Annotated in this window: 18 protein-coding genes, 1 tRNA gene and 1 pseudogene; 12 read left to right on the top strand and 8 right to left on the bottom strand. The window is 40.0% G+C overall.

Annotation, left to right across the window (positions count from 1 at the left end):
• The first annotated feature begins 87 nt into the window (after positions 1-87).
• The 12 genes from DUT71_RS14580 (at position 88) to DUT71_RS14525 (ending at position 19,658) form a co-directional block, all read left to right on the top strand.
• Positions 88-5,859, top strand: a complete 5,772-nt coding sequence (locus tag DUT71_RS14580) for an alpha-2-macroglobulin family protein (protein WP_113663283.1) — start codon at positions 88-90, stop codon at positions 5,857-5,859.
• Positions 5,860-6,106: 247 nt separating this feature from the next.
• Entirely contained in the window at positions 6,107-7,594 is a 1,488-nt protein-coding gene (locus tag DUT71_RS14575; protein ID WP_240186942.1) for a tagaturonate reductase, read from the top strand.
• The gene (locus DUT71_RS14570) at positions 7,595-9,238 is read left to right on the top strand and encodes a UxaA family hydrolase (RefSeq protein WP_113663281.1); all 1,644 of its coding nucleotides are present in this window, start codon (positions 7,595-7,597) and stop codon (positions 9,236-9,238) included.
• A gap of 136 nt (positions 9,239-9,374) precedes the next feature.
• Complete coding sequence (gene kduI / locus DUT71_RS14565; protein WP_113663280.1) at positions 9,375-10,205, top strand: 5-dehydro-4-deoxy-D-glucuronate isomerase; 831 nt, start codon at positions 9,375-9,377, stop codon at positions 10,203-10,205.
• Between the two features lie 149 nt (positions 10,206-10,354).
• Positions 10,355-11,170 (top strand): SDR family oxidoreductase, encoded by an 816-nt coding sequence (locus DUT71_RS14560; RefSeq protein ID WP_113663355.1) that lies wholly within the window; start codon positions 10,355-10,357, stop codon positions 11,168-11,170.
• Positions 11,171-11,257: 87 nt separating this feature from the next.
• Complete coding sequence (gene uxaC / locus DUT71_RS14555; RefSeq protein WP_113663279.1) at positions 11,258-12,658, top strand: glucuronate isomerase; 1,401 nt, start codon at positions 11,258-11,260, stop codon at positions 12,656-12,658.
• An 84-nt stretch (positions 12,659-12,742) separates the two neighbouring features.
• Complete coding sequence (locus tag DUT71_RS14550) at positions 12,743-13,756, top strand: sugar kinase (RefSeq protein WP_113663278.1); 1,014 nt, start codon at positions 12,743-12,745, stop codon at positions 13,754-13,756.
• Complete coding sequence (locus DUT71_RS14545; RefSeq protein ID WP_113663277.1) at positions 13,749-14,414, top strand: beta/alpha barrel domain-containing protein; 666 nt, start codon at positions 13,749-13,751, stop codon at positions 14,412-14,414. The genes DUT71_RS14550 and DUT71_RS14545 overlap by 8 nt, the downstream gene beginning before the upstream one ends.
• 61 nt (positions 14,415-14,475) lie before the next feature.
• Entirely contained in the window at positions 14,476-16,053 is a 1,578-nt protein-coding gene (locus DUT71_RS14540; protein WP_113663276.1) for an MFS transporter, read from the top strand.
• Positions 16,054-16,145: 92 nt separating this feature from the next.
• Positions 16,146-17,765 (top strand): NADP-dependent glyceraldehyde-3-phosphate dehydrogenase, encoded by a 1,620-nt coding sequence (locus DUT71_RS14535; protein ID WP_113663275.1) that lies wholly within the window; start codon positions 16,146-16,148, stop codon positions 17,763-17,765.
• Positions 17,766-18,118: 353 nt separating this feature from the next.
• A tRNA-Lys gene (locus tag DUT71_RS14530) sits at positions 18,119-18,191 on the top strand.
• A 246-nt stretch (positions 18,192-18,437) separates the two neighbouring features.
• On the top strand, positions 18,438-19,658 hold the full coding sequence (locus DUT71_RS14525; RefSeq protein ID WP_113663274.1) for a site-specific integrase: 1,221 nt from the start codon (positions 18,438-18,440) through the stop codon (positions 19,656-19,658).
• Positions 19,659-19,832: 174 nt separating this feature from the next.
• Here DUT71_RS14525 and DUT71_RS14520 read toward each other — a convergent pair whose 3' ends face one another.
• The 8 genes and pseudogenes from DUT71_RS14520 to DUT71_RS14485 form a co-directional block, all read right to left on the bottom strand.
• Entirely contained in the window at positions 19,833-20,507 is a 675-nt protein-coding gene (locus tag DUT71_RS14520; RefSeq protein ID WP_113663273.1) for a hypothetical protein, read from the bottom strand.
• 240 nt (positions 20,508-20,747) lie between these two features.
• Positions 20,748-21,041 carry a hypothetical protein gene (locus DUT71_RS14515; RefSeq protein ID WP_113663272.1) on the bottom strand — a complete coding sequence of 98 codons (294 nt, stop codon included), beginning with the start codon at positions 21,039-21,041 and terminating at the stop codon, positions 20,748-20,750.
• 156 nt (positions 21,042-21,197) lie between these two features.
• Complete coding sequence (locus DUT71_RS14510; protein WP_113663271.1) at positions 21,198-22,019, bottom strand: universal stress protein; 822 nt, start codon at positions 22,017-22,019, stop codon at positions 21,198-21,200.
• 191 nt (positions 22,020-22,210) lie between these two features.
• The gene (locus DUT71_RS20475; RefSeq protein WP_240186941.1) at positions 22,211-22,384 is read right to left on the bottom strand and encodes an SDR family oxidoreductase; all 174 of its coding nucleotides are present in this window, start codon (positions 22,382-22,384) and stop codon (positions 22,211-22,213) included.
• Positions 22,385-22,437: 53 nt separating this feature from the next.
• Positions 22,438-23,133, bottom strand: coding sequence for a DUF1269 domain-containing protein (locus DUT71_RS14500; RefSeq protein ID WP_113663269.1), 696 nt, complete (start codon positions 23,131-23,133; stop codon positions 22,438-22,440).
• 135 nt (positions 23,134-23,268) lie between these two features.
• On the bottom strand, positions 23,269-24,054 hold the full coding sequence (locus tag DUT71_RS14495; protein ID WP_113663354.1) for an SDR family oxidoreductase: 786 nt from the start codon (positions 24,052-24,054) through the stop codon (positions 23,269-23,271).
• A gap of 75 nt (positions 24,055-24,129) precedes the next feature.
• Positions 24,130-24,830 (bottom strand): annotated as a pseudogene (locus tag DUT71_RS14490) (SDR family NAD(P)-dependent oxidoreductase).
• Positions 24,831-25,027: 197 nt separating this feature from the next.
• Positions 25,028-26,125 carry a zinc-binding dehydrogenase gene (locus DUT71_RS14485; protein ID WP_113663268.1) on the bottom strand — a complete coding sequence of 366 codons (1,098 nt, stop codon included), beginning with the start codon at positions 26,123-26,125 and terminating at the stop codon, positions 25,028-25,030.
• Positions 26,126-26,159: the final 34 nt, after the last annotated feature.

The following is a 26,159-nucleotide window of genomic DNA, read 5'->3' as shown; positions in this document are numbered from 1 at the left end:
TTAATCGCCTGCAGGTATTTACTAATATAAAAGGCTATCACTTTATGGAATATCAGTATAGAATGTATCTTTAAATAAACCATTTTTATGAAGATACATTTTACGCTTTTCACTTTAGCCTTATTCGCTTGTCTTAATGCAGTTGCACAGCAGAAATTATCTAACAGCAGAACTTCTGGAGATTATACTTACATCTATCAGCTTACCGACAAGGAGATGTTGGATATTGCGCTGGAAGGCAAATACGCCATTAATGACAGTTATCTTCATACCAAAGTAGACAGCTTTAAAATTGCTACTAAATATACACGCAAGCTTCCCTATGGAAATTATCTATATGCAACGCCTATCAAAAACAGATGGGAGCACACCCTAAAAGATCATAAAAATGTAGAAATCGCTTTTGTAAATGATCAAAGGCATTTTCAGTTCTACGTGAAAGATTTAAAGGGAAATTTGATTAAAGATGCCGAAGTATACATAGGAAGAGGCAAAAAGGCAACTTACGATGAGGCAACGGGTTTGTATAAGAGCAGTTATCAAAAGAAAGATGAAGTCATTAAAGTAAAGTATCAAAATATAAGTAACTTTTTCTCTTTCGAAATCAACGAACGATATGACTACAAACAGGATTGGAGCTTGGCCAAACGCATCGTCTACAGTTCTCCCATTCGCTACACTTGGATGCCTTTCAAAAACCTTTACCGAAAAATAAAGTATTCGCATAAGAAACAGAGACAATATAGAGGGTATATGGTTTTTAGCAAACCTAAATACAAACCTCTGGATACCGTTCAGTTTAAAGCCTATGTGGTGGATAAAAGCGGTAAAGAAATTAAGCCTCAAGATTTAGAGGTGGTTTTGTTTAAAGATTACCAAAGTAGAAAGACCTTGACCACGCTTAAACCTTACCGTAATGGCGCTTATGAATACAGTTTTGTATTGGCCGACTCACTTAACATGACTTTAGATCGTAGATACCAGGTTTGGTTGGTGGAAAAAGGTAAGCAGGCGAACGAAGGTGTAGTGCTAAGTGATGGTTTTATCTACGAAGAATATGAACTGAAAAGCATCGACTTTAAGTTGAGGGCCAGCAAATCCACTTTTGCTAAAAACGATTCTGTTACGTTGTTTATGAAAGCCACCGATGAAAACGAATTGGCGGTTCCCGATGGCAGAGTGAAACTATCCGTAATGACTTCCAATGTTAAAAAATATACCAATCAAGTTGTTTTTGTACCTGATACACTTTGGACCAAGGAAATGAAATTGGAGCCTGTTGGAGAAACAAAATTGGTTATTCCAGCACATGTATTTCCCGATGCCGAAATCAATTTTAGGGTGAATGCACATTTTTTAAATTCCAATAACGAAAGTAGAAATGCCAATGTGAGTTTGACCAGAGAAGATGCGGAAGCCGATTTGATTACCGTTAAATTGGAGAAAGATAGCTTGGCTTTTTATAATGGCGAAGGCAAGGCGTTTAACAAAACTTTTCTACTCAAATCATTTTCATTTAGTGATGAACTTTTAGATTCTGTAACCGTCAATAGTCCCAAAATAAAAGCTGATTATAGGGCCGAGTATTATGAGCTACATTATGCAGGTAAACAGCAGGACTATTACCTTACTGACAATAAGCCACAGCTTTCCATTGCTGCCCAACACACCAAAGATTCGGTAAGGATTCAAATCAATAATGAGCACAAAATTCCTTTTTGGTACATTGTGTTTTCGGGGAATGCCATAAAATTTAAGGGATATGCTACAAAATTAGATACCCTGATAAAACATAGTAACACAAAAGCAGTACACATTAGCATCAGTTATTTTTGGGATAACGAAGAAAGGACCCATCAGGCCAGCACCTTTTATAATCCAAATGAACTAAATGTAAAACTCATTGCGCCAGATATGGTCTATCCAGGCCAAAAAGTAAATATGTTGGTAAAGGTGACCGATGTCGATTCGAAACCCGTAGCAGATGTAGACGTTACAGCTTATGCACACACAGCTAAATTTGGCGAAGTTAGACAGCCTAACTTGCCGAGATTTTCGAAAAACTACTACAGTCGTAAACTAAAGGAAACCGTAGAAGCAAATGAATTAACAGCTTCGGGCAATTTTAAGCTGTTGTGGGCTAAATGGGCACAATCGCTCCGATTGGATACCGTAGAATACTACAAATTTACCAACCACAATGACTTGTACATTACTACCGAAAAAGCTAAAAACAACATTACCCAGTTTGCTCCTTTCGTAATTAACGACGGAGAGATAGAACCTGTAAATGTAGTTTATGTTGATGATATACCTGTTTTTTTTGATAAGGCAGACCAACTTACTTCCTATTCATTTGAAATTACGCCAGGTAAACATAAAATAGGACTTAGAACGGCCAGTAAAAAAGTCGTTTTAAAAGAAGTAGAGATGGTTGCGGGTAAAAAGACCATCTTTAGTGTTTCTTCGCAGTCAAATAACGCTAATATTATGGTTGCCGCCGAAAAAAATGTACTTAGTAGTCTGGAAGCACAGCGATTGGACAAGTACATGATTAGGATCACGAACTTTAATCAACCTTATGAAAAGTTGTTGATGGGCTATGATAGCACCACGGTACTTTTAAATGCCCCGCAAAAAAATGTTGGTGCCGAGTTTTTAGTAGGGCCTTTTAAGGATAATTTATTAACCTATAAAACGGAAGATTTTTCGCATCAGTTCATTCGCGAATCGGGCTACACCTATACCTTTTTCCCAGGTTTGATCAAACAGAAATCATTTCGTGGTCCCTTTGCCTTTGATCAAGGACTTTCTTCAACGCCTAGAATGGGCAACGACAGCTATTTACAACATGTAATCAACAAAATAGAAATTGATAGCATTTGGAATGATTATTTGGATTTAAGGAGCTACACCACGGCACTCTTTCAAAATGAACAGCCAAAAGGCGGGCGTATAGGAAAGCTACGTTTTAAATTGGCCGATAGTTTAATCAAAGCTCCTTATTTAAAAAACATCGTGATCTATCAGCCTGAGCGACCAAGTTTCATGCATATTTACCCAGGTAACACGCAATGGGAAATTTCTTTGGAAGAAGGCCCTTATAAAATCATGTTGTTGCTTAAAGACAATTCTTATTACTTGGTTGAAAACGTAAAAGTTAAACCTAACGGCGTAAATTATTACGAATGGACCTCGCTTAAGACCAAAAAAGCAGATCAAAAAAGCTTAGAGCTTGATAAATATATTAAATCGTTAAAACATGGTGGCAATAAAATTGATGCTAAAATGCTAGAAGTCATCAATGATAAAGAAATCGACGATATTCTTTTTAATAATCTCGTTACCGGAAGAGTTTTGGCAAAAAGTGATAAAACGCCATTGCCTGGTGTGGCCATTAAAGTAATAGGAACAAAACAAATCGTAAGCACTAACCAAAACGGGTATTTTAAGATAGATGCACCTAAACGAGGAAAACTAAGTATCATGAGTGTCGGCTATAATACCGTTGAGAAAGACATTGATCAGGGAAATTTGGGAGATATTTATCTGGAAGAAACTACGAACCACCTTCAGGAAGTAGTCGTAACAGGTTATGGCACCATGCTGAAAAGTGCGTTAACAAGTTCCGTTTCTACTGTTAGTTTGGAGAATGCATTGGCGGGAAGAGTCGCTGGGGTGTCGATTAGTGGAGGTGATAAAATTATGATTAGGGGAGCTGCATCCATTAATGCCAACGAACAGCCTTTGGTAATTATCGATAGTGTACCTTTTGCTGGCGATGTGGCAAACCTTAGTAAAGATGATCTGGCAGACATTACCATTCTTAAAGATGCTAGTGCAACAGCCATTTATGGGGCTAGGGCAGCCAATGGGGTGATTATTATTAAAACCAAAAAAGGAAACACTACCATCAATGCATCAGGGCAGCTGGTGGCACAACAACAAACCATGCGTACCAATTTCTCTGATGTAGGTTTTTGGAAACCTAAACTAAATACCAATCAAGATGGTGACGCCACATTTACCGTAAAATTTCCAGATGATATTACCAGTTGGAATGCCAATGTAATTGCCATGAACGGAAAAAAACAATCGGGAACCACTACCTCAAAAATTAAATCTTTTAAATCATTAAGTGCCAATTTAACCGTTCCTCAATTTGCGATTAAAGGCGATAGCATCAACGTTATTGGAAAACTGATGAACTATTCGCCAATGGAGGAAAAAGTACTCAGGAAAATGAGCTACAACCAACAGCTGCGCTTGAACAGCACAGTTACCATCAAAAACTCATTGATCGATACTATTCCGGTAAAAGCTACGGCTGAAAAAGACAGCTTGTATTTTGAGTATACGCTTACGCAGGACAATGGTTATTTTGATGGCGAAATTAGAAAAGTGCCAGTATTCGAAAAAGGGGTGAAAGAAACCAAGGGCTACTTTGATGCCCTGCATAACGATACCACCATCAATTATAACTTCGACAAGCGTTTGGGCAAGGTGACAGTAAGGGCCGAAGCCTCATTGTTCCCTGTGCTGTTAGATGAAATGGAGCAGCTACATCGATACGAGTATTTATGCAATGAACAAATGGCTTCAAAGTTAAAAGGACTTCTCCTTCAAAAACAACTGAAAAGTTATTTAAAGCAAGACTTTAAGTATGAGAAGGAAATTAAAAACCTGATTAGAAAGCTAAGTGCTACCCAGAAAAGCCAGGGAACTTGGGGCTGGTGGCAAGATGGTGATGAAGAAATTTGGATCAGCTTACATGTGGTAGAGGCACTACTATTATCTGAAAAAGAAGGCTATCAGGTAAAGCTTAATAAAGATAAAATTTATAATTACCTGCGTAAACAGGTGGTAAGTCAGCAAGACTACAGCAAGTTGAAAGTAGTGGAGCTGCTGAAATTACTCAATAGTAAAGAGGTCACTAAAGATTGGTTACAAGCCATCGAAAAGAGCAAAACTTTATACTACGTACCCACATTGTATGACAAATTGAGCTTAATGCGCTTGAAACAAGAAGCAGGAGTGAAGGTAAACATCGATAGCTTATTGAAGATCAAAAAGAACACCATGTTTGGCAACAGTTATTGGGGCGAAAACAAGGCAGGCTTTTGGGATAACCACATCCAAAACACACTATTGGCTTACAAAATATTGAAAGCATCAGGTAGCTATCAGCAAGAACAACAAAAAATCATTAACTATTTCTTGGAACAAAGAAGAGATGGTAAATGGCGGAACACTTACGAGTCTTCGTTGATATTGGAAACGATCTTGCCAGAGTTGTTGAAAAGAAATGCAGTTCAAAAACCAGCAGAATTGGTGTTAAACGGTAACGTAGTTAAGCAATTCCCTTATCAGCAGGAGTTGGATAAAAACGATCAGCTATCGCTACAAAAGAAAGGAGAAATGCCTATTTACTTCACCGCCTATCAGCAGTTCCAAAATGTGAATCCAACAAAAGTGGATAAAGAGTTTGTGGTGCGTACTTCTATTGCTCAAAAAGGAAAAACCAGTCAAATATTAAAAGCGGGAGAAGTAGCAACATTGAAAATTGAAGTGGAGGTTAAGGCAGATGCTGATTATGTGATGATAGAAGTGCCTATTCCCGCCGGATGTTCTTATGACAACAAATCTCAGGGATATTGGAGGTTAGAAACCCATCGCGAATATTTTAAGGAAAAGACATCCATCTTCTGTACTAAACTGAAACAAGGTAAATATACTTTCGAAATTACCTTAATGCCTCGCTATAATGGACAATATACTTTAAATCCGGCCAAGGCCGAAATGATGTATTTTCCGGTATTTTTTGGACGTGAAGATTTAAAAAATATCAGCATCAATTAACCTCGACAGCCTATTGCAATAAAAAAATAACATTATACAACGATAAAATCTGGGGAACTAAATGCCTTACGTTCTCGGGAACGATTGCGCAAATATTTGCGTTCAAATAAGGATTTTACTAGCATAAATTATGTAGAATTGTTTCGACCAAATGCTAGTAACGGTACATTATGTCTCTTTGCTAGCTCAAAAAACAAGTTGAAAAGCAGTATATAGAGAGATGATTTTATCCAAAGATAATCTGAAAATGATAGCCGCTGAAAATGTGGTAGTGCCAAGCCCGCAGATCTTTGACTTACCAGAGAAGGTTTTGCAGTTTGGAACCGGCGTATTGTTGCGGGGCTTACCAGATTACTTTATCGATAAAGCAAACCGAGAGGGCATTTTTAACGGTCGTATTGCGGTGGTTAAATCAACCGGTGCAAATACTGCCGAGTTTGATCGTCAGGATGCCTTATATACCCTTTGTGTGCGTGGCATCGAAAACGGAAGCCCTGTTTCAGAAAATATCATTTCATCCGCCATCAGTAGGGTCATTGCGGCCGAAAAAGATTGGCAGTTGATTTTAGAGATTGCCAGATCCAAAGATTTACAAATCGTTATTTCCAATACTACCGAAGTGGGAATCCAATATATAGAGGAAAACATTCAGTTGAATCCACCCGGTTCATTCCCGGCAAAATTATTAGCGGTACTTTACGAGCGCTATCAAACCTTTAATGGCCAGCCTGATAAAGGTTTGGTAATTGTGGCAACGGAGCTTATTCCGGATAATGGAAAAAAACTGGGCGAAATTGTGCTGAAATTGGCTCATTACAACCAATTGGAAGCAAGTTTTATGGCTTGGTTGGTTCAGGCTAACCACTTCTGTAATTCTTTGGTGGATAGGATTGTACCCGGTAAACCAGATGCTGAAACCTATGCGGTTTTGCAAGAAGAACTAGGTTACGAAGATACTTTGCTTTCTATGACGGAACCTTACTGTTTGTGGGCCATTGAAGGTGGCAAGCACGTAGCGGAAATACTTTCTTTTGCTACGGTAGATCAAGGAGTGGTTATTGCCGAAGACATTGAAATATACAGAGAGCTAAAAGTACGCTTACTCAATGGCACGCATACCCTAAGCTCGGGCATTGCCTTTTTGTTGGGGATTGATACCGTTAAAAATGCGATGGGTAACGAGCTGATGACGGCTTATATCGAAACCTTAATGGCCAGTGAAATAGCCCCGGCAATTCCTTATAAAGTGGATAAAAAGCAAACCGATGCCTTTGCCAGCAGTGTTAAAGATCGTTTTGCAAACCCTTCCATTGAGCATTTGTGGACAAGCATTGCATTTCAGTACAGCATGAAGATGAAAATCAGGATACTACCATTGTTACTGAATTACTATAAAATATTTAACCAGGTTCCAACGCATATTGCCCTAGGCTTTGCGGCTTACTTGGCCTTTTCTCGTGCACAGAGAAAAGAGAACGATCTATATTTTGGTTTGGATAATGGTGCGAGTTATCGGTTAAACGATGACTCTGCACCTTATTTATTTGAAAAATACAGCCAAAATCCAAAAAACTTTGTAGAAGAAGTTTTAACAGACCAAGCTTTTTGGGGAGCAAACCTAAGCCAATTATCTGGTTTTATTTCAACCGTGAAAGCACAATACCAAGCGATATTAGAAGAGGGGATAGAAGCCGTGTTGACCAAGCAAATGTCGGCGCAGCTTAAAGCAATATAAATGAAACAACAAGTATTAAAAGTACATCCAAAAGACAACGTTTTGGTAGCCCTTACTAACCTAAAGGCTGGCCAAATTGTTGGTTATAGGGGTGCCAATTACCAATTGGTTGATGATGTGGATGCCAAGCATAAATTCTACATCCAGGATATGCAAGCTGGCGATGAAGTGTACATGTACGGTACTTTGGTAGGTAAAATTCAATTTCCAGTAAAACTGGGTACCCGAATGACGACCGATAACCTTAAGCACGCTGCTGCACCCTACGAGTATAGGCCTTATCACTACCAGTGGCAGGCACCAGATGTTTCAAAATTTGAGGGCAGAACCTTTAATGGTTATCACCGTTCAGATGGCAAAGTGGGAACGGCCAACTATTGGTTGTTTATTCCAACCGTTTTTTGCGAAAACAGAAACTTGGATGTTATCAAAGAAGCTTTGCACAACGAGTTAGGCTATGCCATCACGGCAAAGTATAAAAACTACACCCGTCATTTAGTGGAAGCCTATCAAAATGGCACCGCTATTTCATCGCTAGATGCGCCACTTTCTTTTGGAGAAGCCCAACATAACCGGCTTTTCAAAAATATTGATGGCATTAAGTTCCTGAACCATCAAGGTGGATGTGGAGGTATCAGACAGGACGCCGAGGTGCTAAGTAAGCTTTTGGCGGCTTACGCCGATCATCCGAACGTGGCAGGGATAACCGTATTGAGCCTGGGATGCCAAAATTTGCAGCTTAGTGATTTTACCGCCGATTTAAAAGAGCGCAATCCAAATTTTGATAAGCCACTTTTTATTTTCGAACAACAGCAATCGCAAAGCGAAGAAAACATGATTGCCCTGGCCATCAAAAAAACGTTTGAAGGCTTAGTGGAAGCCAATAAAATAGAAAGAAAGCCAGCTCCTTTAAACAAAATGAATTTAGGGGTAAAATGTGGCGGTAGCGATGGCTTCAGTGGTATTTCCGCCAATCCAGCGGTAGGCTACTGTGCCGATTTGCTAGTGGCCTTGGGCGGTACGGTACTGCTGGCTGAATTTCCAGAACTGTGCGGTGCCGAGCAAAATATAATTGACAGGACCATGGAAGAAGCCTCGGCCAGAAAGTTCATGAAGCTGATGAGCGCTTATAGCCAAGCCGCTGAAAATGCAGGCTCTGGTTTTCACATGAATCCGTCTCCAGGCAACATTAAAGACGGTTTAATTACTGATGCCATTAAAAGCAATGGTGCAGCCAAAAAAGGCGGAACATCGCCCATTGTGGATGTACTTGATTATACAGAACCCGTTACCAAACCAGGTTTAAACTTGGTTTGTACCCCAGGTAACGATGTAGAAGCTACTACGGGAAAGGCCGCAAGCGGTGCTACCCTAATTTTGTTTACCACAGGCTTGGGAACACCTACAGGTAACCCCATTTGTCCAGTAATCAAAGTAGCCTCCAACAATGCCTTAACCCAACGCATGGGCGATATTATTGACATCAATACAGGGCCGGTGATTGAAGGCGAAAAAACCATTGAAGAAATGGGCGAAGACATTTTGGAATATTGTATTAAAGCTGCCAGTGGCGAAGTAATTCCCAAAGCAGTATTGCTTAACCAAGATGATTTTATTCCATGGAAAAGAGGGGTATCTTTATAAGCGAAAGGCGTATGCCGTTTAGCGGTGATAGGAGAGGCGCTTATCGCCATACGCCAAACTAAAAAAAGCCAAAAACCATCTGTCATTAAAATGAGGACCAAACCAAAACCTCTAATGATGGAACAAAATATAGAAAATGAAACAAATACAAGCAGTACACTCAGAAGATTTCAAGAGTTACGACACCGAAAAAATCAGAGAAAGATTTTTGTTGGACGACTTGAAAGCGACAGACAAAGCGAATTTTGTCTATTCACACTACGACCGAATGATTACTGGACTAATTACACCAGTAAACAGCGTGGTCGATTTAGGTAACTATGATATTTTACGTGCCGAGTATTTTTTGGAAAGAAGAGAATTGGGCGTAATTAACGTAGGTGGCGAAGGAACTATTATTGCCGATGGAACAAGCTATGATTTAGGGAAGAAAGATTGTTTATATCTAGGTAAAGGCGTTAAAGAAGTGAAGTTTAGCAGTAAAGATGGCAGCAATCCTGCTGTTTTTTATGCCCTTTCGGCGCCTGCCCATACGAGCTATCCTACCACTTTTGCAAGCCATGCAGATGTTTTCTCGGCTGATTTAGGTGCTGTAGAAACCGCTAACGAGCGTCGCATTTCTCGTTATATCCATAAAGATGGAATCCAAAGCTGTCAATTGGTCATGGGCTTAACTTCGTTATCAACAGGCTCTATCTGGAATACCATCCCTCCGCATACACACGACAGAAGAATGGAAGTTTACTTTTATTTCGATGTAGAGCCAGATCAGAGGGTCATCCATTTTATGGGCCAGCCGCAACAAACCCGTCACATTGTAATGGCTAACCACGAAGCAGTATTATCACCGTCATGGAGCATCCACTCTGGTGCGGGAACCAAAAACTACAGCTTCATTTGGGGCATGGCAGGTGAAAATTTGGACTATGCGGATATGGACACCTTTGCAGTAGGAGAACTAAGATAGAAGGAACTTGCCTAATTCGTCATTGCGAGCTTTGCAAAGCAATCTTAAAGCGAATAGGATAATTAAATAATTAACCATCAAGGTACAAAGTGCACTAAGAGACTTACGAAGTTTAGAAAACTTCGTAAGTCTGTAACATGAAATATAAAATGGAACAATCATTTTCATTAAAAGATAAAGTTATCGTTGTAACAGGCGGTACAGGAATATTAGGACTTTCTTTCATCAACGCCACTGTTGAGGCAGGAGGTACCGTAGGTATTTTAGGCAGGAACGAAAAAGTAGCCAACGAACGTGCCGACGAAATCAATAAGAACGGCGGTAAAGCCATTGCTTTAATTGCTGATGCCATGAACGAAGAACAGCTGATTGCTGCTCGCGAAAAGGTATTGGCCGCTTACGGTAAAATTGATGGTTTGGTGAATGCCGCAGGTGGTAACATGCCTGATGGCGTATTGCAGCCAGATGAAAACATTTTCGAAATGAAAATGGACGGTATGAAAACCGTGTTGGACCTGAACCTTTGGGGAACGTTAATTCCTACGCAGGTTTTTGGAAAGGCCATTGCCGAAACTGGCAGAGGAAGCATTGTGAACATTTCTTCCATGAACTCAAAAAGAGCCATTACCAAAGTATTAGGTTACAACATGGGCAAAGCAGCGGTAGATTGTTATACCCAGTGGTTTGCGGTTGAATTGGCCAACCGTTATGGCGATAAAATCAGAATGAATGCCCTGGCGCCAGGCTTCTTTTTAACCGAGCAAAATCGCAATTTATTAACCACGCCTGATGGCGGTTATACCCCACGAGGCGGTGCCGTAATCAATCAAACACCGTTTAAACGTTTTGGTAACCCTGATGAATTAAAAGGAGCTTTGGTTTGGTTGCTAAGCGATGCATCACAATTTGTAACCGGCGCCATGATTTGCGTAGACGGAGGCTTCTCTATTTTCGGAGGAGTATAGAAGTTGTAAGTTTTAAGTAATAGGTTGTAGGTTGCACATAGGCTAAATAACAAACCAACCGAACAACAAACCAACTAAAAAGTATAAATGAAACAGTTTTTAGACGAGAATTTTTTATTGCAGACGGAAACCGCAAAAACTTTGTATCATCAGCATGCAAAGCATATGCCCATTATTGATTACCACAATCACTTAATTCCGGAGCAAATTGCGGTAGATAAACAGTTCGAGAATATTACCCAGGTTTGGTTATATGGCGACCACTATAAATGGCGTGCCATGCGTACCTTCGGGATTGACGAGTACTACATCACTGGTGGCGCTTCCGACTGGGAAAAATTCGAAAAGTGGGCTGAAACCGTTCCTTATACTTTAAGAAATCCATTATACCACTGGACACACTTGGAGCTGCAACGTTATTTTGACGTTTACGATTTGCTTTCGCCGGCAACGGCCAAGAAAATTTGGGACGAATGTAATGCCAAGCTGCAAACCAAAGAGTATAGCGTATTAGGTTTGTTGAACAAGATGAACGTAAAAACGTTGTGTACTACTGATGATCCTTTGGATAACCTGCAATTTCATCAGCAAATTAAAGCCAGCGGAATTGATTTAGTGGTATTGCCAGCTTTCAGGCCTGATAAGGCCATGAATGCTGATGATACCGTGGCACTGAACCAGTACATCGATAAGCTGGCAACCATCGTTGAAGAGCCAATAACCAACTATCAGGAATATTTGGCGGCCTTAAAATCTCGTCACGATTTCTTTGTAGAAAACGGTGCTTCAGTGTCTGACCACGGTTTAGAGCAAATTTATGCCGAAGACTACACCGAAGAAGAAGTTGCTCAAATTTTCCTGAAGATAAGAAACGGCGCAAGCATCACTGCAGAAGAAAACCTGAAGTTCAAATCGGCCATGCTGTTCACCTTTGCGCTTTGGGATCACGAAAGGGGATGGGTACAACAATACCACTTGGGCGCTATCCGAAATAACAATGATCGTTTACTGTCTAGTTTAGGCCCAGATACAGGTTTTGATTCCATCGGTGACTTCTCCCAAGGCAAACAATTGGCTAAATTTTTAAATAAGCTCGATGCCAATAACCAATTGGCTAAAACCATTTTGTATAACTTAAACCCGGCAGATAACGAGTTAATGGCCACCATGATTGGTAATTATCAGGATGGTACCGTAGCTGGCAAAGTGCAATGGGGTTCGGGTTGGTGGTTTTTGGACCAAAAAGATGGCATGATCAAACAAATCAATGCTTTATCAAATATGGGACTATTAAGCCAATTTGTAGGCATGCTAACCGATTCAAGGAGTTTCTTGTCCTTTCCACGTCACGAATATTTCCGTCGTATCCTATGTGATCTGTTCGGTACTGATATAGAAAACGGTGAAATTCCGAATGATATGAAATTGGTTAGCCAATTAGTGGAAAATATTTGTTATCACAATGCAAAAGCCTATTTTAGCTTTTAATTGAAGAAATCATGGTCAAAATTCGTCCGAGAACTCACCGCGACCATGACATTTTACACCGTTAAAAAACAAATTACTAGCTAAATGAAAGTTTTAAGTTTTGGGGAATTACTGTTGCGCATTTGTCCTGATGTGGATGGACAATGGTTGGCAGATAATGAACTACCTTTTTATGTTGGTGGCGCAGAATTGAACGTGGCCACCGCATTGGCACTTTGGGAAGTCCCATCTGCCTATTTTTCGGCACTGCCAGACAATTTCATGTCCGAGCAAATCCTCAACTACGTGAACAAGTGCAACATCGATTCGTCGAGAATGCAATTGAGTGGCGACCGCTTGGGACTGTATTATTTGCCAAAAGGGAAGGACCTCAAAAATGCAGGTGTCATTTACGACAGAGCAAATTCTTCTTTCGCTAGTATCAAACCCAATACGCTAAACTGGGACGAAATTTTTAAGGACGTGTCTTGGTTCCATTTCAGCACCATTTGCCCAGCCTTAAATCAAGATGCAGCAGATATTTGCTTAGAGGCAGTTAAAGCTGCTGATGAGCGAGGCATCACCATTTCCATCGACTTGAACTATCGAGCTAAACTTTGGAAATTTGGCAAAGAGCCTATTGATATCGTTCCTGAATTGGCTCAATATGCCGATTTGATCATGGGCAATATTTGGGCGGCCGAAAGAATGCTAGGCATTACTTTGCCAACTGATATTGTAGCCATTGATACCAAAGAGAACTACCTTAAACAGGCAGAAATTACTTCCAGGGAAATCATCAACAAATTTCCAAAATGTAAGCACGTGGCCAACACCTTTAGGTTTGATTATATGCAAGGCATCAGATATTACACCACACTGTTTACCAACGACCAATTGTATGTATCTAAAGAATATCTTTCAGAAAAGATTTTAGACCGCGTGGGTAGTGGCGATTGCTATATGGGTGGTTTAATTTATGGATTTTACAACCAACATGAACCACAGCAGATTTTAGAATTTGCTACTGCCGCCGCTTACAACAAACTGTACATCCCTAGCGACTGTACTACTGCAACCGTTCCAGACATTCACCAAACCATTGCCCAACATGACTAAGAATAAAGAAACCGCTATACAAGCCATTAAACAACAAGGTTTATTGCCATTGTTTTATTATGAAGATGCCCAAATCAGTTTAGAAATCATCAGGGCTCTTTATAAGGGAGGTGTTCGTGTTTTTGAATATACCAACAGGGGAGAAGCTGCTTTAAGCAATTTCAAATTCATTAAAGAAGCTTTAAAAACTGAAATGCAGGATTTGTTTTTGGGCATTGGTACCATTAAAACAGCGGCGCAGGCACAAGATTTTATCCAAGCAGGTGCTGATTTTATCGTTTGTCCAATTGTAAACCCTGAAGTTGCCAAAGTAGCGCATGAAGCAGGTTTGCTTTGGATCCCCGGTTGTATGACCCCAACAGAAATCCATTTGGCACAACAGCACCAAGCAGGAATTATCAAGTTGTTTCCAGCTAATGTATTGGGGCCAGATTTCCTTTCTTCCATCAGGGAACTTTTCCAAGGTCAGTTATTTGTGCCAACAGGCGGAGTTGAGATTGAGGAGAACAATATTGCCAGCTGGTTTAAAGCAGGCGTTTGTGCCGTAGGCATGGGCAGTAAATTGGTGAGCAAAACCATCATCGAAAAACGTGATTACGAAACCTTACAATCATTAACCATCAAAACCTTTGAAATTATTAATAAAGTGAGAGCCTAAATTTTCAGTGAACAGTTTTCACTTTGCAGTTAACCAAATTATACATTAACCAAAAACCAAAATGAACCAAACCAAAATCGGCAATTACAGATGGACCATTTGTGCCTTGCTATTTTTCGCAACAACTGTTAACTATTTAGATCGGCAGGTGTTAAGCTTGCTTAAGCCAACCTTAGAGGAACTCTTTGGATGGTCTAATAGCGATTATGCTGATATTGCAGCAGTATTTCAATTTACCTATGCGATTTCTATGTTGTTTGCAGGACGTTTTGTCGATAAACTGGGAACAAAATGGGGATATGCTATCGCGATTATTGTTTGGTCTATTGGTGCCATTATACATGCCTACGCCATTACCATTGGTGAAAGTATGGCCACTATATTAACTACATTCGGATTAACAGCATTGCCGGTTTCTATTTTGGGCTTCATGTTTTCGAGGGCCGTACTGGCTATTGGAGAATCAGGAAACTTTCCAGCCGCGATTAAAGCCACCGCCGAATATCATCCTAAAAAAGAAAGATCTTTGGCAACGGGAATTTTTAACTCCGGAGCCAACGTAGGGGCTATTTTGGCACCCATTACAGTGCCTTGGATTGCCAAGAACTGGGGCTGGGAAAAAGCTTTTGAGTTGGTAGGTGCTGCTGGATTTTTATGGCTAATTTTTTGGTTGATTTTTTATGAATCGCCAGAAAAGCAAAAGAGAATAAAACAAGCAGAATTAGACTATATCAATAGTGATGAAGAAGAAGTTGTGGTGGCTACAGAAACCAAGGCCGAGAAAGTGTCTTGGTTTAAATTATTAGGTTTCAAACAAACTTGGTCATTTACTGTGGGTAAATTTTTAACCGATGGTGTGTGGTGGTTCTTTTTGTTCTGGTTGCCAGGCTTCCTCAAAGATCAATACGCCATGAGTAGCGATCAAATTATGCTTCCTCTAGCGGTGTTGTACAGTATGACCATGATTGGTAGCATTGGCGGTGGTTGGTTCCCTAAATATTTTATCAATAAAGGTTATGCCATTTATGATGGAAGAATGAAGGCTATGTTTGCCATCGCATTGTTTCCTTTAGTGGTGTTATTAGCACAGCCATTGGGCCATTATTCTTTCTGGATTCCAGTAGTTTTAATTGGAATAGGAGCTTCTGCGCATCAAGCTTGGTCGGCCAATATTTTTACCACGGTGTCAGACATGTTTCCGAAAAAAGCAGTAGGTTCTGTAGTGGGTATCGGCGGAATGGCTGGAGGGATTGGTGGCGTACTCATTACCAAAATTGGCGGCTGGATTTTCGATAGCTATACCCACAAAGGTATCGAACAGTCATTTGCCAAATTTAAGGAGTTGGGCAATACCGATTTCATTAACCAAATCAGTGCTTTAAAGTTATTCAGTAAATACGGCGATAAGGTTGATTTAAATGTAATGGCTTTAAGCAAACTTCCAGCAGAAGCAGCTTCAAAGTTGCAAAATATCGACCCCGCTTTATATCAACAACTTTTAGATATCCAAAAGCCTTTGGTACAAGCTAATTTAACCACGGGCTATACCATCATGTTCGGTTTTTGTGCAGTAGCGTATCTTTTGGCTTGGGCTATCATGAAATCCCTAGTGCCTAAAATGAAAGTTGTTAAGCTTTAAAAAAGATATATCCTCTCCCTAACCACGAGGGGATATATTATTGAAACTAAAATCTAGTAAATCTATAAACTAAGTAATAAATAAAAACAACCATGTCCCTAAACTTAGAAAATCTGTTTCCCACCGAAGCAGATGTTCCTGCCGAGTATGCACTCGAAGGACCTTTAGACCAGCGTAGCTATCTCTCCAACGGAGATATGTTAACCTGGTCGGGAGATGTGCACACCGTACTATCTCCAATTTGTATCAAAACCGCAAAAGGCTTGGAACGAAAGCTTATCGGTACTTATCCACTTTGTGGCGAAAAAGAGGCGCAGATTGCCTTAGATGCTGCCGTTCATGCTTATAATAACGGAAGAGGCGAGTGGCCTACCATGAGCGTAGCCCAGCGTATTGAATGCGTAGAAAAGTTCACCCGCGACATTATGGAGAAAAAGCAGGAGGTTGTGAAGCTGATCATGTGGGAAATAGGCAAAACCTATGGCGACTCGGTTAAGGAGTTCGACAGAACCATCGAGTATATTAATGCTACCATAGATGCGCTGAAGGACATTGACCGTAAATCTGCTGGTTTTACCATTGAGCAGGGCATTGTGGCGCAAATCCGTCGTTCTCCATTAGGCGTGGTGCTTTGCATGGGGCCGTTTAACTATCCGTTGAATGAAACTTTTACTACGTTGATCCCTGCTTTGATTATGGGGAATACTATCTTATTTAAACCGCCTAAACACGGTACCTTATTGTTTTACCCTTTGTTGAAAGCGTTTAGGGATAATTTCCCGAAAGGCGTGGTGAACACCATTTACGGGCGTGGCAATAAAATTATTCCAGGTTTAATGGAGTCGGGTAAAATTAATGTGCTTACCCTCATTGGCTCCAGCAAGGTCGCTAACGAACTCAAAAAAATGCACCCGAAAGTAAACCGTTTGCGTGCTATTTTAGGCTTGGATGCGAAGAATGCGGCCATTATTACGGCCAATGCCGATCTGAAACTAGCTGTACAAGAAACCGTACTGGGTTCATTGTCGTTTAACGGCCAGCGTTGTACCGCATTAAAAATCATTTTTGTACATAAAAAACATGTCGATCAGTTTGTGAAGGAACTTTCTGCCGAAATTGCCAAACTCAAATTTGGCATGCCTTGGCAAGCGGGCGTGTCGCTAACACCATTGCCTGAGCCTCAAAAGCCAGCCTATTTGCAGGAACTGATTGACGATGCCATAGCCAAAGGCGCACAGGTGGTGAACGAAAATGGGGGACAGGCCAAAGAGTCCTTTGTTTACCCAGCGGTGGTTTATCCGGTAACCAAAGAAATGAAACTGTACACCGAGGAACAGTTTGGTCCCGTAATTCCAGTGGTTACTTTTGATGATATCGAAGAGCCCATCAATTACCTGATCGAATCTACCCATGGACAGCAGGTGAGTATCTTCAGTAATGCCAACGAAGAGGTCGCGGCGTTAATTGATCCGATTGTGAACCAAGTGAGCAGGGTGAACATCAATTGCCAATGTCAGCGAGGACCCGATGTGTTTCCGTTTACGGGCAGAAAGGATAGTGCCGAGGGAACACTTTCGGTAGTAGATGCCTTGAGAGCTTTCTCGATCCGGTCGCTGGTAGCTACCAAATTAAATGATAATAATAAGCAGTTGTTGAACGAAATCATCGACGGTCATAGCTCCAACTTCCTCAGCACAAAGTATCTGTTTTAGAATCAAACAGGCGATAAACACGGTTTTTGTAACAAACATGTGTCAATTGAAATATTATTTAATTTTTTTTGAGAAATATTATAGAATTCAAAAAAATGTTTTTACATTTGGGCTTACCCTTTCGGGGGTATGTTTTTCATAGGTAGATGTAGGGTCAGGAACTAGTTTCTTGGCCCTTTTTTTATTTCCTTATTTTTTGCGGTTTTTAGATGGAAAAATGGCTGTTTTAAACTGTATACCCGTTTTGGTTTTTCGACCGTTTTTGGTTCGTAAAAATATTTTATACTTTTTTAATAAATAGTTTGAAGCATTGATTAATATTTCTATATTTGCACCTCCTTAGAACAAAGGAAGATTCCGTAGCTCAGCTGGTAGAGCATTACACTTTTAATGTAGTGGTCCTGGGTTCGAATCCCAGCGGAATCACAGAAATGACTAACAAAACGTATAAAACCCTGCAATCGCACGATTAGCAGGGTTTTTGCTTTTAGGGCTTTACCAAAACTTACACGAATTCCCATAAAAAAAGTTCGTCATTCGGTGAGTCATCCTGAAAGTCTGTACGACTCACCGAATAAGCTGTATCCATTTAGTGTACAGGTTGTTACAGACTGAACATCTTGTGTCCTTTAGTTGCCAATGCTAAATTTGTTAACCTTTAATCGTTAGATTATGAAAACTAATTTTAGCCTACTTTTCTTCATGAAAAGGCAAAAGAACTATTCAGGGGGCGAAGTCCCAATTTACCTTCGCATTACGGTAAACGGCAAACGGGCGGAAATCGCCACGGGAAGATCATGTGAGCCAGATCGTTGGCATTCCAAATCAGGGAGAGCAATCGGCACAAAAGAAAAATATAGGTTGTTCAACACCTGCCTAGACCAGTTGCACAATAAAGTCTATGATGCGTACCTAAAGGTGGTACAGTCAGGCAATGAGATAACTGCGCAATCCATAAGGGATATGATGATGGGCAGGGAAACGATTTCTGCAACGCTCCTACAGGCTGTAGCCGAGCATAATGAAAGAATGGAAGTCTTGGTCGGAAAGGATTACGTAAGGGGAACGCTCAACAGATACAAAGTGCTCAAAAAACACTTGGAAACCTTTATTCTCCTACAGTATAACACTAGCGATATAGAAGTTGGAAAGGTCGATGTCGCTTTTTTCAATAATTTCGATTATTACCTAAGGTCTAGATCATGCGCAAACAACTATACCGTAAAAATGATCAAGAACCTTGGCAAGATCATCAATATCTGCTGCGAAAACGGAACTGCGGAAAGCAATCCGATAACTTTCTACAAGGGGCGCACAAAAACTGTAGACAGAAATTTTCTTTCGCAGGAGGAAATCCAGATCATACTACAGAAGCGGTTCATCTCTGCGAGGTTGGAGGTTATCAGGGATGTTTTCCTTTTCTGCTGCTTCACTGGGCTAGCCTATGCCGATGTGCAGAAGCTAAAGATAACCGACATACAAAAGGGTATCGATGGAGAGCTTTGGATCATCAAGAACCGTCAGAAGACCAACGTGAGGGCATCCATCCCCTTACTTCAAAACGCAGTGGATCTGATCAATAAATACGAAGGTCATCCCATATGTGGCAATATTGGAACTGTGTTTCCCGTACCAAGCAACCAAAAGATGAACGAATATTTAAAAGAAATAGCCGAGCTGTGCGGTATCGAAAAGAAACTGACCTCACATATCGCCCGCCATACCTTTGCAACTACTGTAACACTATTGAATGGTGTTCCGATTGAAAGTGTATCAAAAATGCTCGGGCATACCAATATCAGGACTACACAGCACTATGCAAAGATATTGGATATGAAACTCAGCGAGGATATGGCAAACCTCAAGGTCAGGTTAGCCGACCAATTTGCATAAATCTTTCAAACTTTTGGAATTCGATAACTTATATCGTACCTTTAACTTGAGAGCGTTAATTTAGATGGGCGGCAGTAATCTTCGGATTGTTGCCGCTTTCTTATTATTAACGCTTCCTGAAGCTTAAAAGATCTATCCAAGTCACATCTCATTTGAATGCTTTGATATTAGATGTTATTTAGGATGATATAATGCCGATACACCCTGTTTGTCAATCTTTAAACTGAAAATTTCTCCACCGATAGTGTCGTCAATGCGGTTTACTTCCTCCATTGACATCCTAAAAATTTCGTATAGCTGCTGATCAGTTGGCTCTCCCGTGTTTACATTCTGTAGTTCACGATAGTTTCTATCCACTATTTCCCTTGCCTTATCTACATAACAGACAGTATGAAGTGACAGTTCAGACAACATCGATACCTGATCTACTCTAAAACTGTGGTCTTCTTGTTTGTGTATCGAAAAAATACCACAATCTCCTTCTTTATTAACACCTGCAACGATAATAAATATTGCCGCTTCTTTTAAGTTGGCAGCTCCATGTACCATAACTTTAAAATTCCATAGTTCTACAACTGCCTGTCTAGCATCTAAGATTACATCTTCTATGTACCAATGATTATGTTGTCTGGCGAGCTGTTGAATTCTCTTTTCTAAATCATGTAGTTTGAAACCTGAGCATGCAATAGCTACCATTGAAGTAATCTCATACAGTTTGGTAACATTATCAAATTTTATTGCGTGTGTTTCAAAATCTGTTATACGGCCATCACAAAACAATAATATTCTTTCTCTCTGGAAAGCAACGGTAATCATTGTCCCTCTATCTAACGTTAATTCCTTATTCATTTTGAAAGCTTTTATTGGTAAATATAAATAATTGGAGATTAATCAAAAACCTCCTAGAAAACTTCCTTCATGTTCAGTAGCTGTAAATTTTTAAGTTGTTATCGAAACAATGTTACTCCCAAAATTGCAAAAGCCCCAAGTCCCCAAGCGAATTTCCCACCGTAGATGCAAAAAGCGGGAACTGGTGCGGGCAAGAGCGTTGGCGTTCCGCAGGCCGAAAATGAGCGTAGGGAAATTCCATTAACCATCGCCACCTAGTCCATCCAGTAGATATTTTGCACGATTGGCTATAACAACTTTATGCCATTCAGCAACTACCTTTCTAGCACTTTCTTCCGCCAATTGCTTGTCATCGGCATTCCTGTTTAGAATAGCTGCAATAGTACTGCTCAGTTTTTCCATATAAGGTTCATGTAGGATCATTTCAGTATCGGCAATATCTAAGGTGTCAAGGTAGTCGAGAAATAGTAGGGTTGCCCAGCGTCCCTTTTCGTTGAGGTGGCTGTAATAATATGGTAATGAGATGTCACTCAACCATATGATTAAATAAATAACAAATAATTATTTGAAAATTAAATAGCTATTCGTTTGAGTTTAGATAACTCCATAAAACCTTCCAATCATCGGCTTGATTAGTTAACAGAGAAAGGGATGCTTATTCCTAAATATATCTAAAATGAACCTGGTAAATTAAATAGGTATCGAAAGTAGCGGTACCTGAAGCCCTGCAGCCATCAGTCGTGTCTTACTCCTATGAACAATAGACTCCCAGAACCCGTATTTTTTTGGGGACATAATTAAAATATCTGCACCAAAGACGGCTACTTCCTTCGCAATTTCAGAGATGACATTATTCGACAGCACACCTTTATATAGGTAAACAATACCGGGATGCTCGCCTTTACGCGTAATTTCTGAAAAAGATTTCTCGTCCATCTCCTTCATCTTTTCAAGATGCTTTTCGACATGAAAAACTTCCACTTGGGCCCCCATGCCCTGGGCGACTTCATTGATTCTGTCAAAAACAGTCTTTGGAACCAATGACAGGTCGTCACATGCGAACAAAACCTTCTTTATCCCAAAATAGCTTAACCCTGCAGGAACCGCCATGATCGGAAAATCAAGGTTCTTTATTGCAGCGGTAGTCGTATTTCCCATATATGATTGTTCTACCGATTTTTCTGACATCCCAAATACCAAAAGAGCTGTATTATATTTTGCGATAAGTCTGGGCAGCTCGTCTTGCATACCGTAAAATATTTGTTCGGCAAAAACAGTTATCCCATGTTTTTCGGAAAGATCGTGAGCCCTCTTCTGTAACCTTTTCAGATTTTGGTCAATAATCTCCTCGATGGACGAAGCTGGGAGAAGCGAATTGGAAGCATGCAACGGAAGGGTAAAGGAGTTGAAAAGCACAAGCTCCAATTGACGTTCTTCTGCAATGGCAGCTGCATAATTAACAGCATTTTCTGCCAACGGCGAAAAATTCGTGGCAACGATAATTGATCTCATTTAAATATTGTTTAAGTGAACGATGGGGAAAGGCACAGCATGCCCCGGTTTTTTTAGGTAATTGTTGAACTGCAGCGTTAGCGTTTATGACCTGCTCTTCAGAGTTAAAGAGCAGTATAAGGCATCAGTTTAAATTTAAAAAACTTATTATCTGTATTTATTTTACGTGCTTTACAAGCTATATTTTTCATTTATTGGATATTCATCCCGCCATCAATCAACTGTTCGGTACCTGTCATATAAGATGATTCGTCTGAAGCAAGAAATATGACCAAATTGTTTACTTCGAATGTTTCTGCTAATCCACCTAAAGGAATATTCTGAGTTGCGCTTCCGCAACCTTCATTTTTTGCGGCTGCCGTCATAGGCGTTTTGATGAATCCCGGATGCACGAAATTAGCACGGATATTTTTCTGGACTAGTCCTCTTTTTTTGAAAGCGATTTTATTTTGTCCTTGGCTTTTGCTAACCAATTTTTGTAGGCGTTTTTTTGCAATTCCACACGTGCTTTCAGCTCAGCTTCCTTGCTTTGTCTTTTTGTTTTCAACTCGGTAAGTTTTGCTTGTAAGGTTTCCCTTTGCTCCTTAATTGTATTTTTAATATCACTTTCAATTTTATCAATGTCTGCTTTAAAGCTATCAATTTCCGTTTCAATAGCTTTGTTTACTTCTTCAGAAACATCGATCCGGGTAATTTCGGCGATTTCAGTTAAAGAAGAATCAATTGGTGTTGTCCAATCTTCAAAAACGTGTGCCACTACCAAAGATTTACCAGCAGGAATTTTTTCAGCAACTTTATCTAAATATTCATTTTGTCTTTCGGCCATACCCAAATCTGCCAGGGAACCGAACAAGGCACCAAATGAACTGCCTAAAAGAAAACCAACCGGACCGCCAAAAAATCCAATTAACCCACCGGCAAAAAGACCAAACAATGTATTGTCTGCAATATCCCCATTGCTGTCTTTTAAGCTTACCTTTCCATTTTCATCTTTTACCAATACAAATATTTTATCTGTAGAAATATCTGATTTAGTGTCTAAATCCTTTAATTTTTCAACTACTTTATAAGCGTTTACTTGATCACTTACCAAAAATTGGATTACTTTTTCCATTGTTTATTTTATCTTTAAATTTTAATTCTTATTGTTAAAAACCTTGCGTGTGTTTGGAAAGTAAATTATACTTAAAAAAAATTTTTCTATTGAATACTCATCCCGCCGTCAATGCCAATTGTTTGACCATCAATATTAAAACGTGCCGAATATTTGTGATTCGCCCCCATCGATGGCAATCGTTTGCCCATTGATATATGAGTTTTCTTCAGCTATTAAAAACGCAACAAATTTTGCTACCTCCTCCGGCAACCCTAATCTTTTTGTTGGATTGTTTGCGGACTGTGCTTTCTCCGCCGCCTTAGGGTCAACGGGATTTATTTTCTTGAGCACATCCGCAAGCATAGGTGTTAATATCGCTCCCGGGGCAATTGCATTGGTAAGTATATTAAATTGCCCGTATTCAATTCCGGCACTTTTCGTTATCCCGGAAACAGCGTGCTTGCTTGAAACGTAAGGTGCCATATTGAAGACCCCACGAATACCTGCAGTAGATGCAACATTTACAATACGGCCAAAGTTTCTTTTCTTCATTTCGGGGATAGTGTACCGCATCCCATAGTAAACGCCCATCAAATTTATTTCTATTACCTTCTTGAATAAATCCATATCATATTCTGTCATTTCGGATGGTCCGCCCGCAATACCGGCATTGTTGTAAAGACCATCTATTTTTCCAAAGGTTTTTACGGTTTGGTCTACATAATTCTTCACCTCTAATTCCTTGGAAACATCTGCCTTTACGCTTATGAATGTTGAAGATGGATAAAGTGCTGATAGTTCTTTTTTAACAGTATCCAATAATACGTCACTGTTGAAATCTACCAAAGTTAAATTTGCTCCTCTTGATGCTAATTCTTTGGCTGTTGCATATCCTAATCCCATTGCAGCTCCTGTAATAATGATTGCTTTGTCTTTCATAATTTCTAACATTTTTTATTTGTTAAATTTGTTAATGAATATTTATAGATTGAAATGTATTAACTTATACAGGTCTTAGTGAATTGATTTTCCACCATCGACAACGTAATCGGCACCTGTCACAAAAGAAGAGTCATCCGAAGCTAAAAACAAGACGACCTGCGAAATTTCCCGCGGTTTACCAAGACGATTTTGCAGTGGTTGTCCTGATGCCAGTTCGTCAAGCTCTGCCTTACTAAAATGACCTAACAACAATGGTGTAGTTACACCTCCCGGATGAACTGCGTTTACCCGAATGTTTTTGTCCCCATATTGATAAGCTGCTGCTTGCGTAAGGCCTCTTATCGCAAATTTCGCTGTACTATATGCAGCATTAGGTGTGCCATCCTCAAACCTCAAACCGGCAACCGAGCCGATGTTAATGATTGAACCACCGCCATTTCTCATCATTTCCGGGATAACCGCTTTCATACCATAAAATGTACCGTGCTGGTCAACAGATACAACGCCAAGATAATCCTCATCCTTCATATCTGCCAAAAGGACTATTGGACCGGCATAACCAGCGTTATTAACTAAAATATTTATGGTTCCAAATTCATTAATCACACTTTTTACAACTTCTGCCCAACTTTTAGGGTCAGCTACATCGTGTTTCAAAAAAATAGCGTTTTCGCCAACTTCCTTGGCCAATTCATTCCTGCTTCCTCCACAATATCTGTGATAACAACCTTCGCACCCTCTTCAATAAAAAGGCGTACGTGTGCTTCTCCCATTCCACTTGCACCACCGGTAATGATGGCGACTTTTCCCTCTAATCTGTTCATAATTTATATTTAATGATTTTAAAAAATAATTCTGATGTGTTTGTATAGTCAAAGTACTTGAAACTATTTAATCATACATTTCCAAACTTCAACACATTGATTTTAAGGTTAATTGATAAAAGTTAATTGCTAACAGCTACTACTTATTAAAAAGAAGTGATGACCGTACGCCCAACAATTTTGCCGGAAGCCAGCTCCTGATAGGCTTCTTCAACCTGATCTATATTAATGGTTTTATAGACTAAATCGTCCAGGTTCATTCTTCCTTCAAGGTATAGTTTGGCATACATCGGGATATCTCTTTTTAAGTTGCTGGAACCCATCATCACCCCAATCAATTTCTTTCCATCAGCAACCATTTCCTCAAAAGACTTAACAGAAATTAAAGTATTTGGCTTAGACATCCCAATCAAGTAAGCTCCACCGCCACGTTTTATCATTTGCACAGCTTGTTCTGATGTAGATTGTAATCCGATCACTTCAAAAGCAGAATTAACTCCTCCTTCGCTTATTTGTTTTACACGGGCAACAACATCTTCGTTCTTTGAATTAATGATATGCGTGGCTCCGAACTTTTTAGAAAATTCTAATTTTTCATCATCAATATCGATGGCAATAATAATAGTCGCTCCCGCAATTTTAGCTCCGGATATGGCGTTTAATCCAACGCCGCCAACTCCTATTATTGCAACACTATCGCCAGCTTTAGTTTTAGCGGTATTAATGATGGCTCCTGCACCAGTAACGGTTCCACAACCTAGAAGACAAGCCTTGTCAAAAGGCATTTCCTTTGGTACTTTTGCCAACTGGTTTTGATGAGTAAGTATTTTTTCAGCAAACCCACCCAATCCAAACCCTTGATTTAGAAGATTATTCTCTTTGTTTTTTAGTCGAGACGATTCTCCTGCTTTCCTTAGTGTAAATTCAGGATGTTTACAAAAATAAGTCTGACCAGACAAGCATTCTTCACAGGCCCCACAATATTGTATCAGGCAGCCAACCACGTGGTCGCCCACTTCAAATTCGGATACAAGTTCGCCCACGGCTTCTACAATTCCAGCCGGCTCGTGTCCCAATACTGCAGGAAACGGAAATCCGTAATTGGCATCACGGATATGCAGATCTGAATGACATAGTCCCGATGCTTTAATATTAACCAATACTTCATAACCTTTCGGTTGGTCTATCTGAACATCTTCTGTTTGGAAGACACCGCCTACGCTTTTTACTACTGATGCTTTCATTTTTATCCTGATTATAGTAATTATTGTTTACAGG

This window comes from Pedobacter nanyangensis, assembly GCF_003313505.1.
Classification (GTDB): Bacteria; Bacteroidota; Bacteroidia; order Sphingobacteriales; family Sphingobacteriaceae; genus Pedobacter; species Pedobacter nanyangensis.
This window is presented reverse-complemented; position numbering and strand designations above follow the sequence as displayed.

Coding starts and splice junctions, on each gene's coding strand:
- DUT71_RS14580 (WP_113663283.1), top strand. CDS start 88: ATGAAGATACATTTTACGCTTTTCACTTTAGCCTTATTCGCTTGTCTT.
- DUT71_RS14575 (WP_240186942.1), top strand. CDS start 6,107: ATGATAGCCGCTGAAAATGTGGTAGTGCCAAGCCCGCAGATCTTTGAC.
- DUT71_RS14570 (WP_113663281.1), top strand. CDS start 7,595: ATGAAACAACAAGTATTAAAAGTACATCCAAAAGACAACGTTTTGGTA.
- kduI (WP_113663280.1), top strand. CDS start 9,375: ATGAAACAAATACAAGCAGTACACTCAGAAGATTTCAAGAGTTACGAC.
- DUT71_RS14560 (WP_113663355.1), top strand. CDS start 10,355: ATGGAACAATCATTTTCATTAAAAGATAAAGTTATCGTTGTAACAGGC.
- uxaC (WP_113663279.1), top strand. CDS start 11,258: ATGAAACAGTTTTTAGACGAGAATTTTTTATTGCAGACGGAAACCGCA.
- DUT71_RS14550 (WP_113663278.1), top strand. CDS start 12,743: ATGAAAGTTTTAAGTTTTGGGGAATTACTGTTGCGCATTTGTCCTGAT.
- DUT71_RS14545 (WP_113663277.1), top strand. CDS start 13,749: ATGACTAAGAATAAAGAAACCGCTATACAAGCCATTAAACAACAAGGT.
- DUT71_RS14540 (WP_113663276.1), top strand. CDS start 14,476: ATGAACCAAACCAAAATCGGCAATTACAGATGGACCATTTGTGCCTTG.
- DUT71_RS14535 (WP_113663275.1), top strand. CDS start 16,146: ATGTCCCTAAACTTAGAAAATCTGTTTCCCACCGAAGCAGATGTTCCT.
- DUT71_RS14525 (WP_113663274.1), top strand. CDS start 18,438: ATGAAAACTAATTTTAGCCTACTTTTCTTCATGAAAAGGCAAAAGAAC.
- DUT71_RS14520 (WP_113663273.1), bottom strand. CDS start 20,507: ATGAATAAGGAATTAACGTTAGATAGAGGGACAATGATTACCGTTGCT.
- DUT71_RS14510 (WP_113663271.1), bottom strand. CDS start 22,019: ATGAGATCAATTATCGTTGCCACGAATTTTTCGCCGTTGGCAGAAAAT.
- DUT71_RS20475 (WP_240186941.1), bottom strand. CDS start 22,384: ATGACGGCAGCCGCAAAAAATGAAGGTTGCGGAAGCGCAACTCAGAAT.
- DUT71_RS14500 (WP_113663269.1), bottom strand. CDS start 23,133: ATGGAAAAAGTAATCCAATTTTTGGTAAGTGATCAAGTAAACGCTTAT.
- DUT71_RS14495 (WP_113663354.1), bottom strand. CDS start 24,054: ATGAAAGACAAAGCAATCATTATTACAGGAGCTGCAATGGGATTAGGA.
- DUT71_RS14485 (WP_113663268.1), bottom strand. CDS start 26,125: ATGAAAGCATCAGTAGTAAAAAGCGTAGGCGGTGTCTTCCAAACAGAA.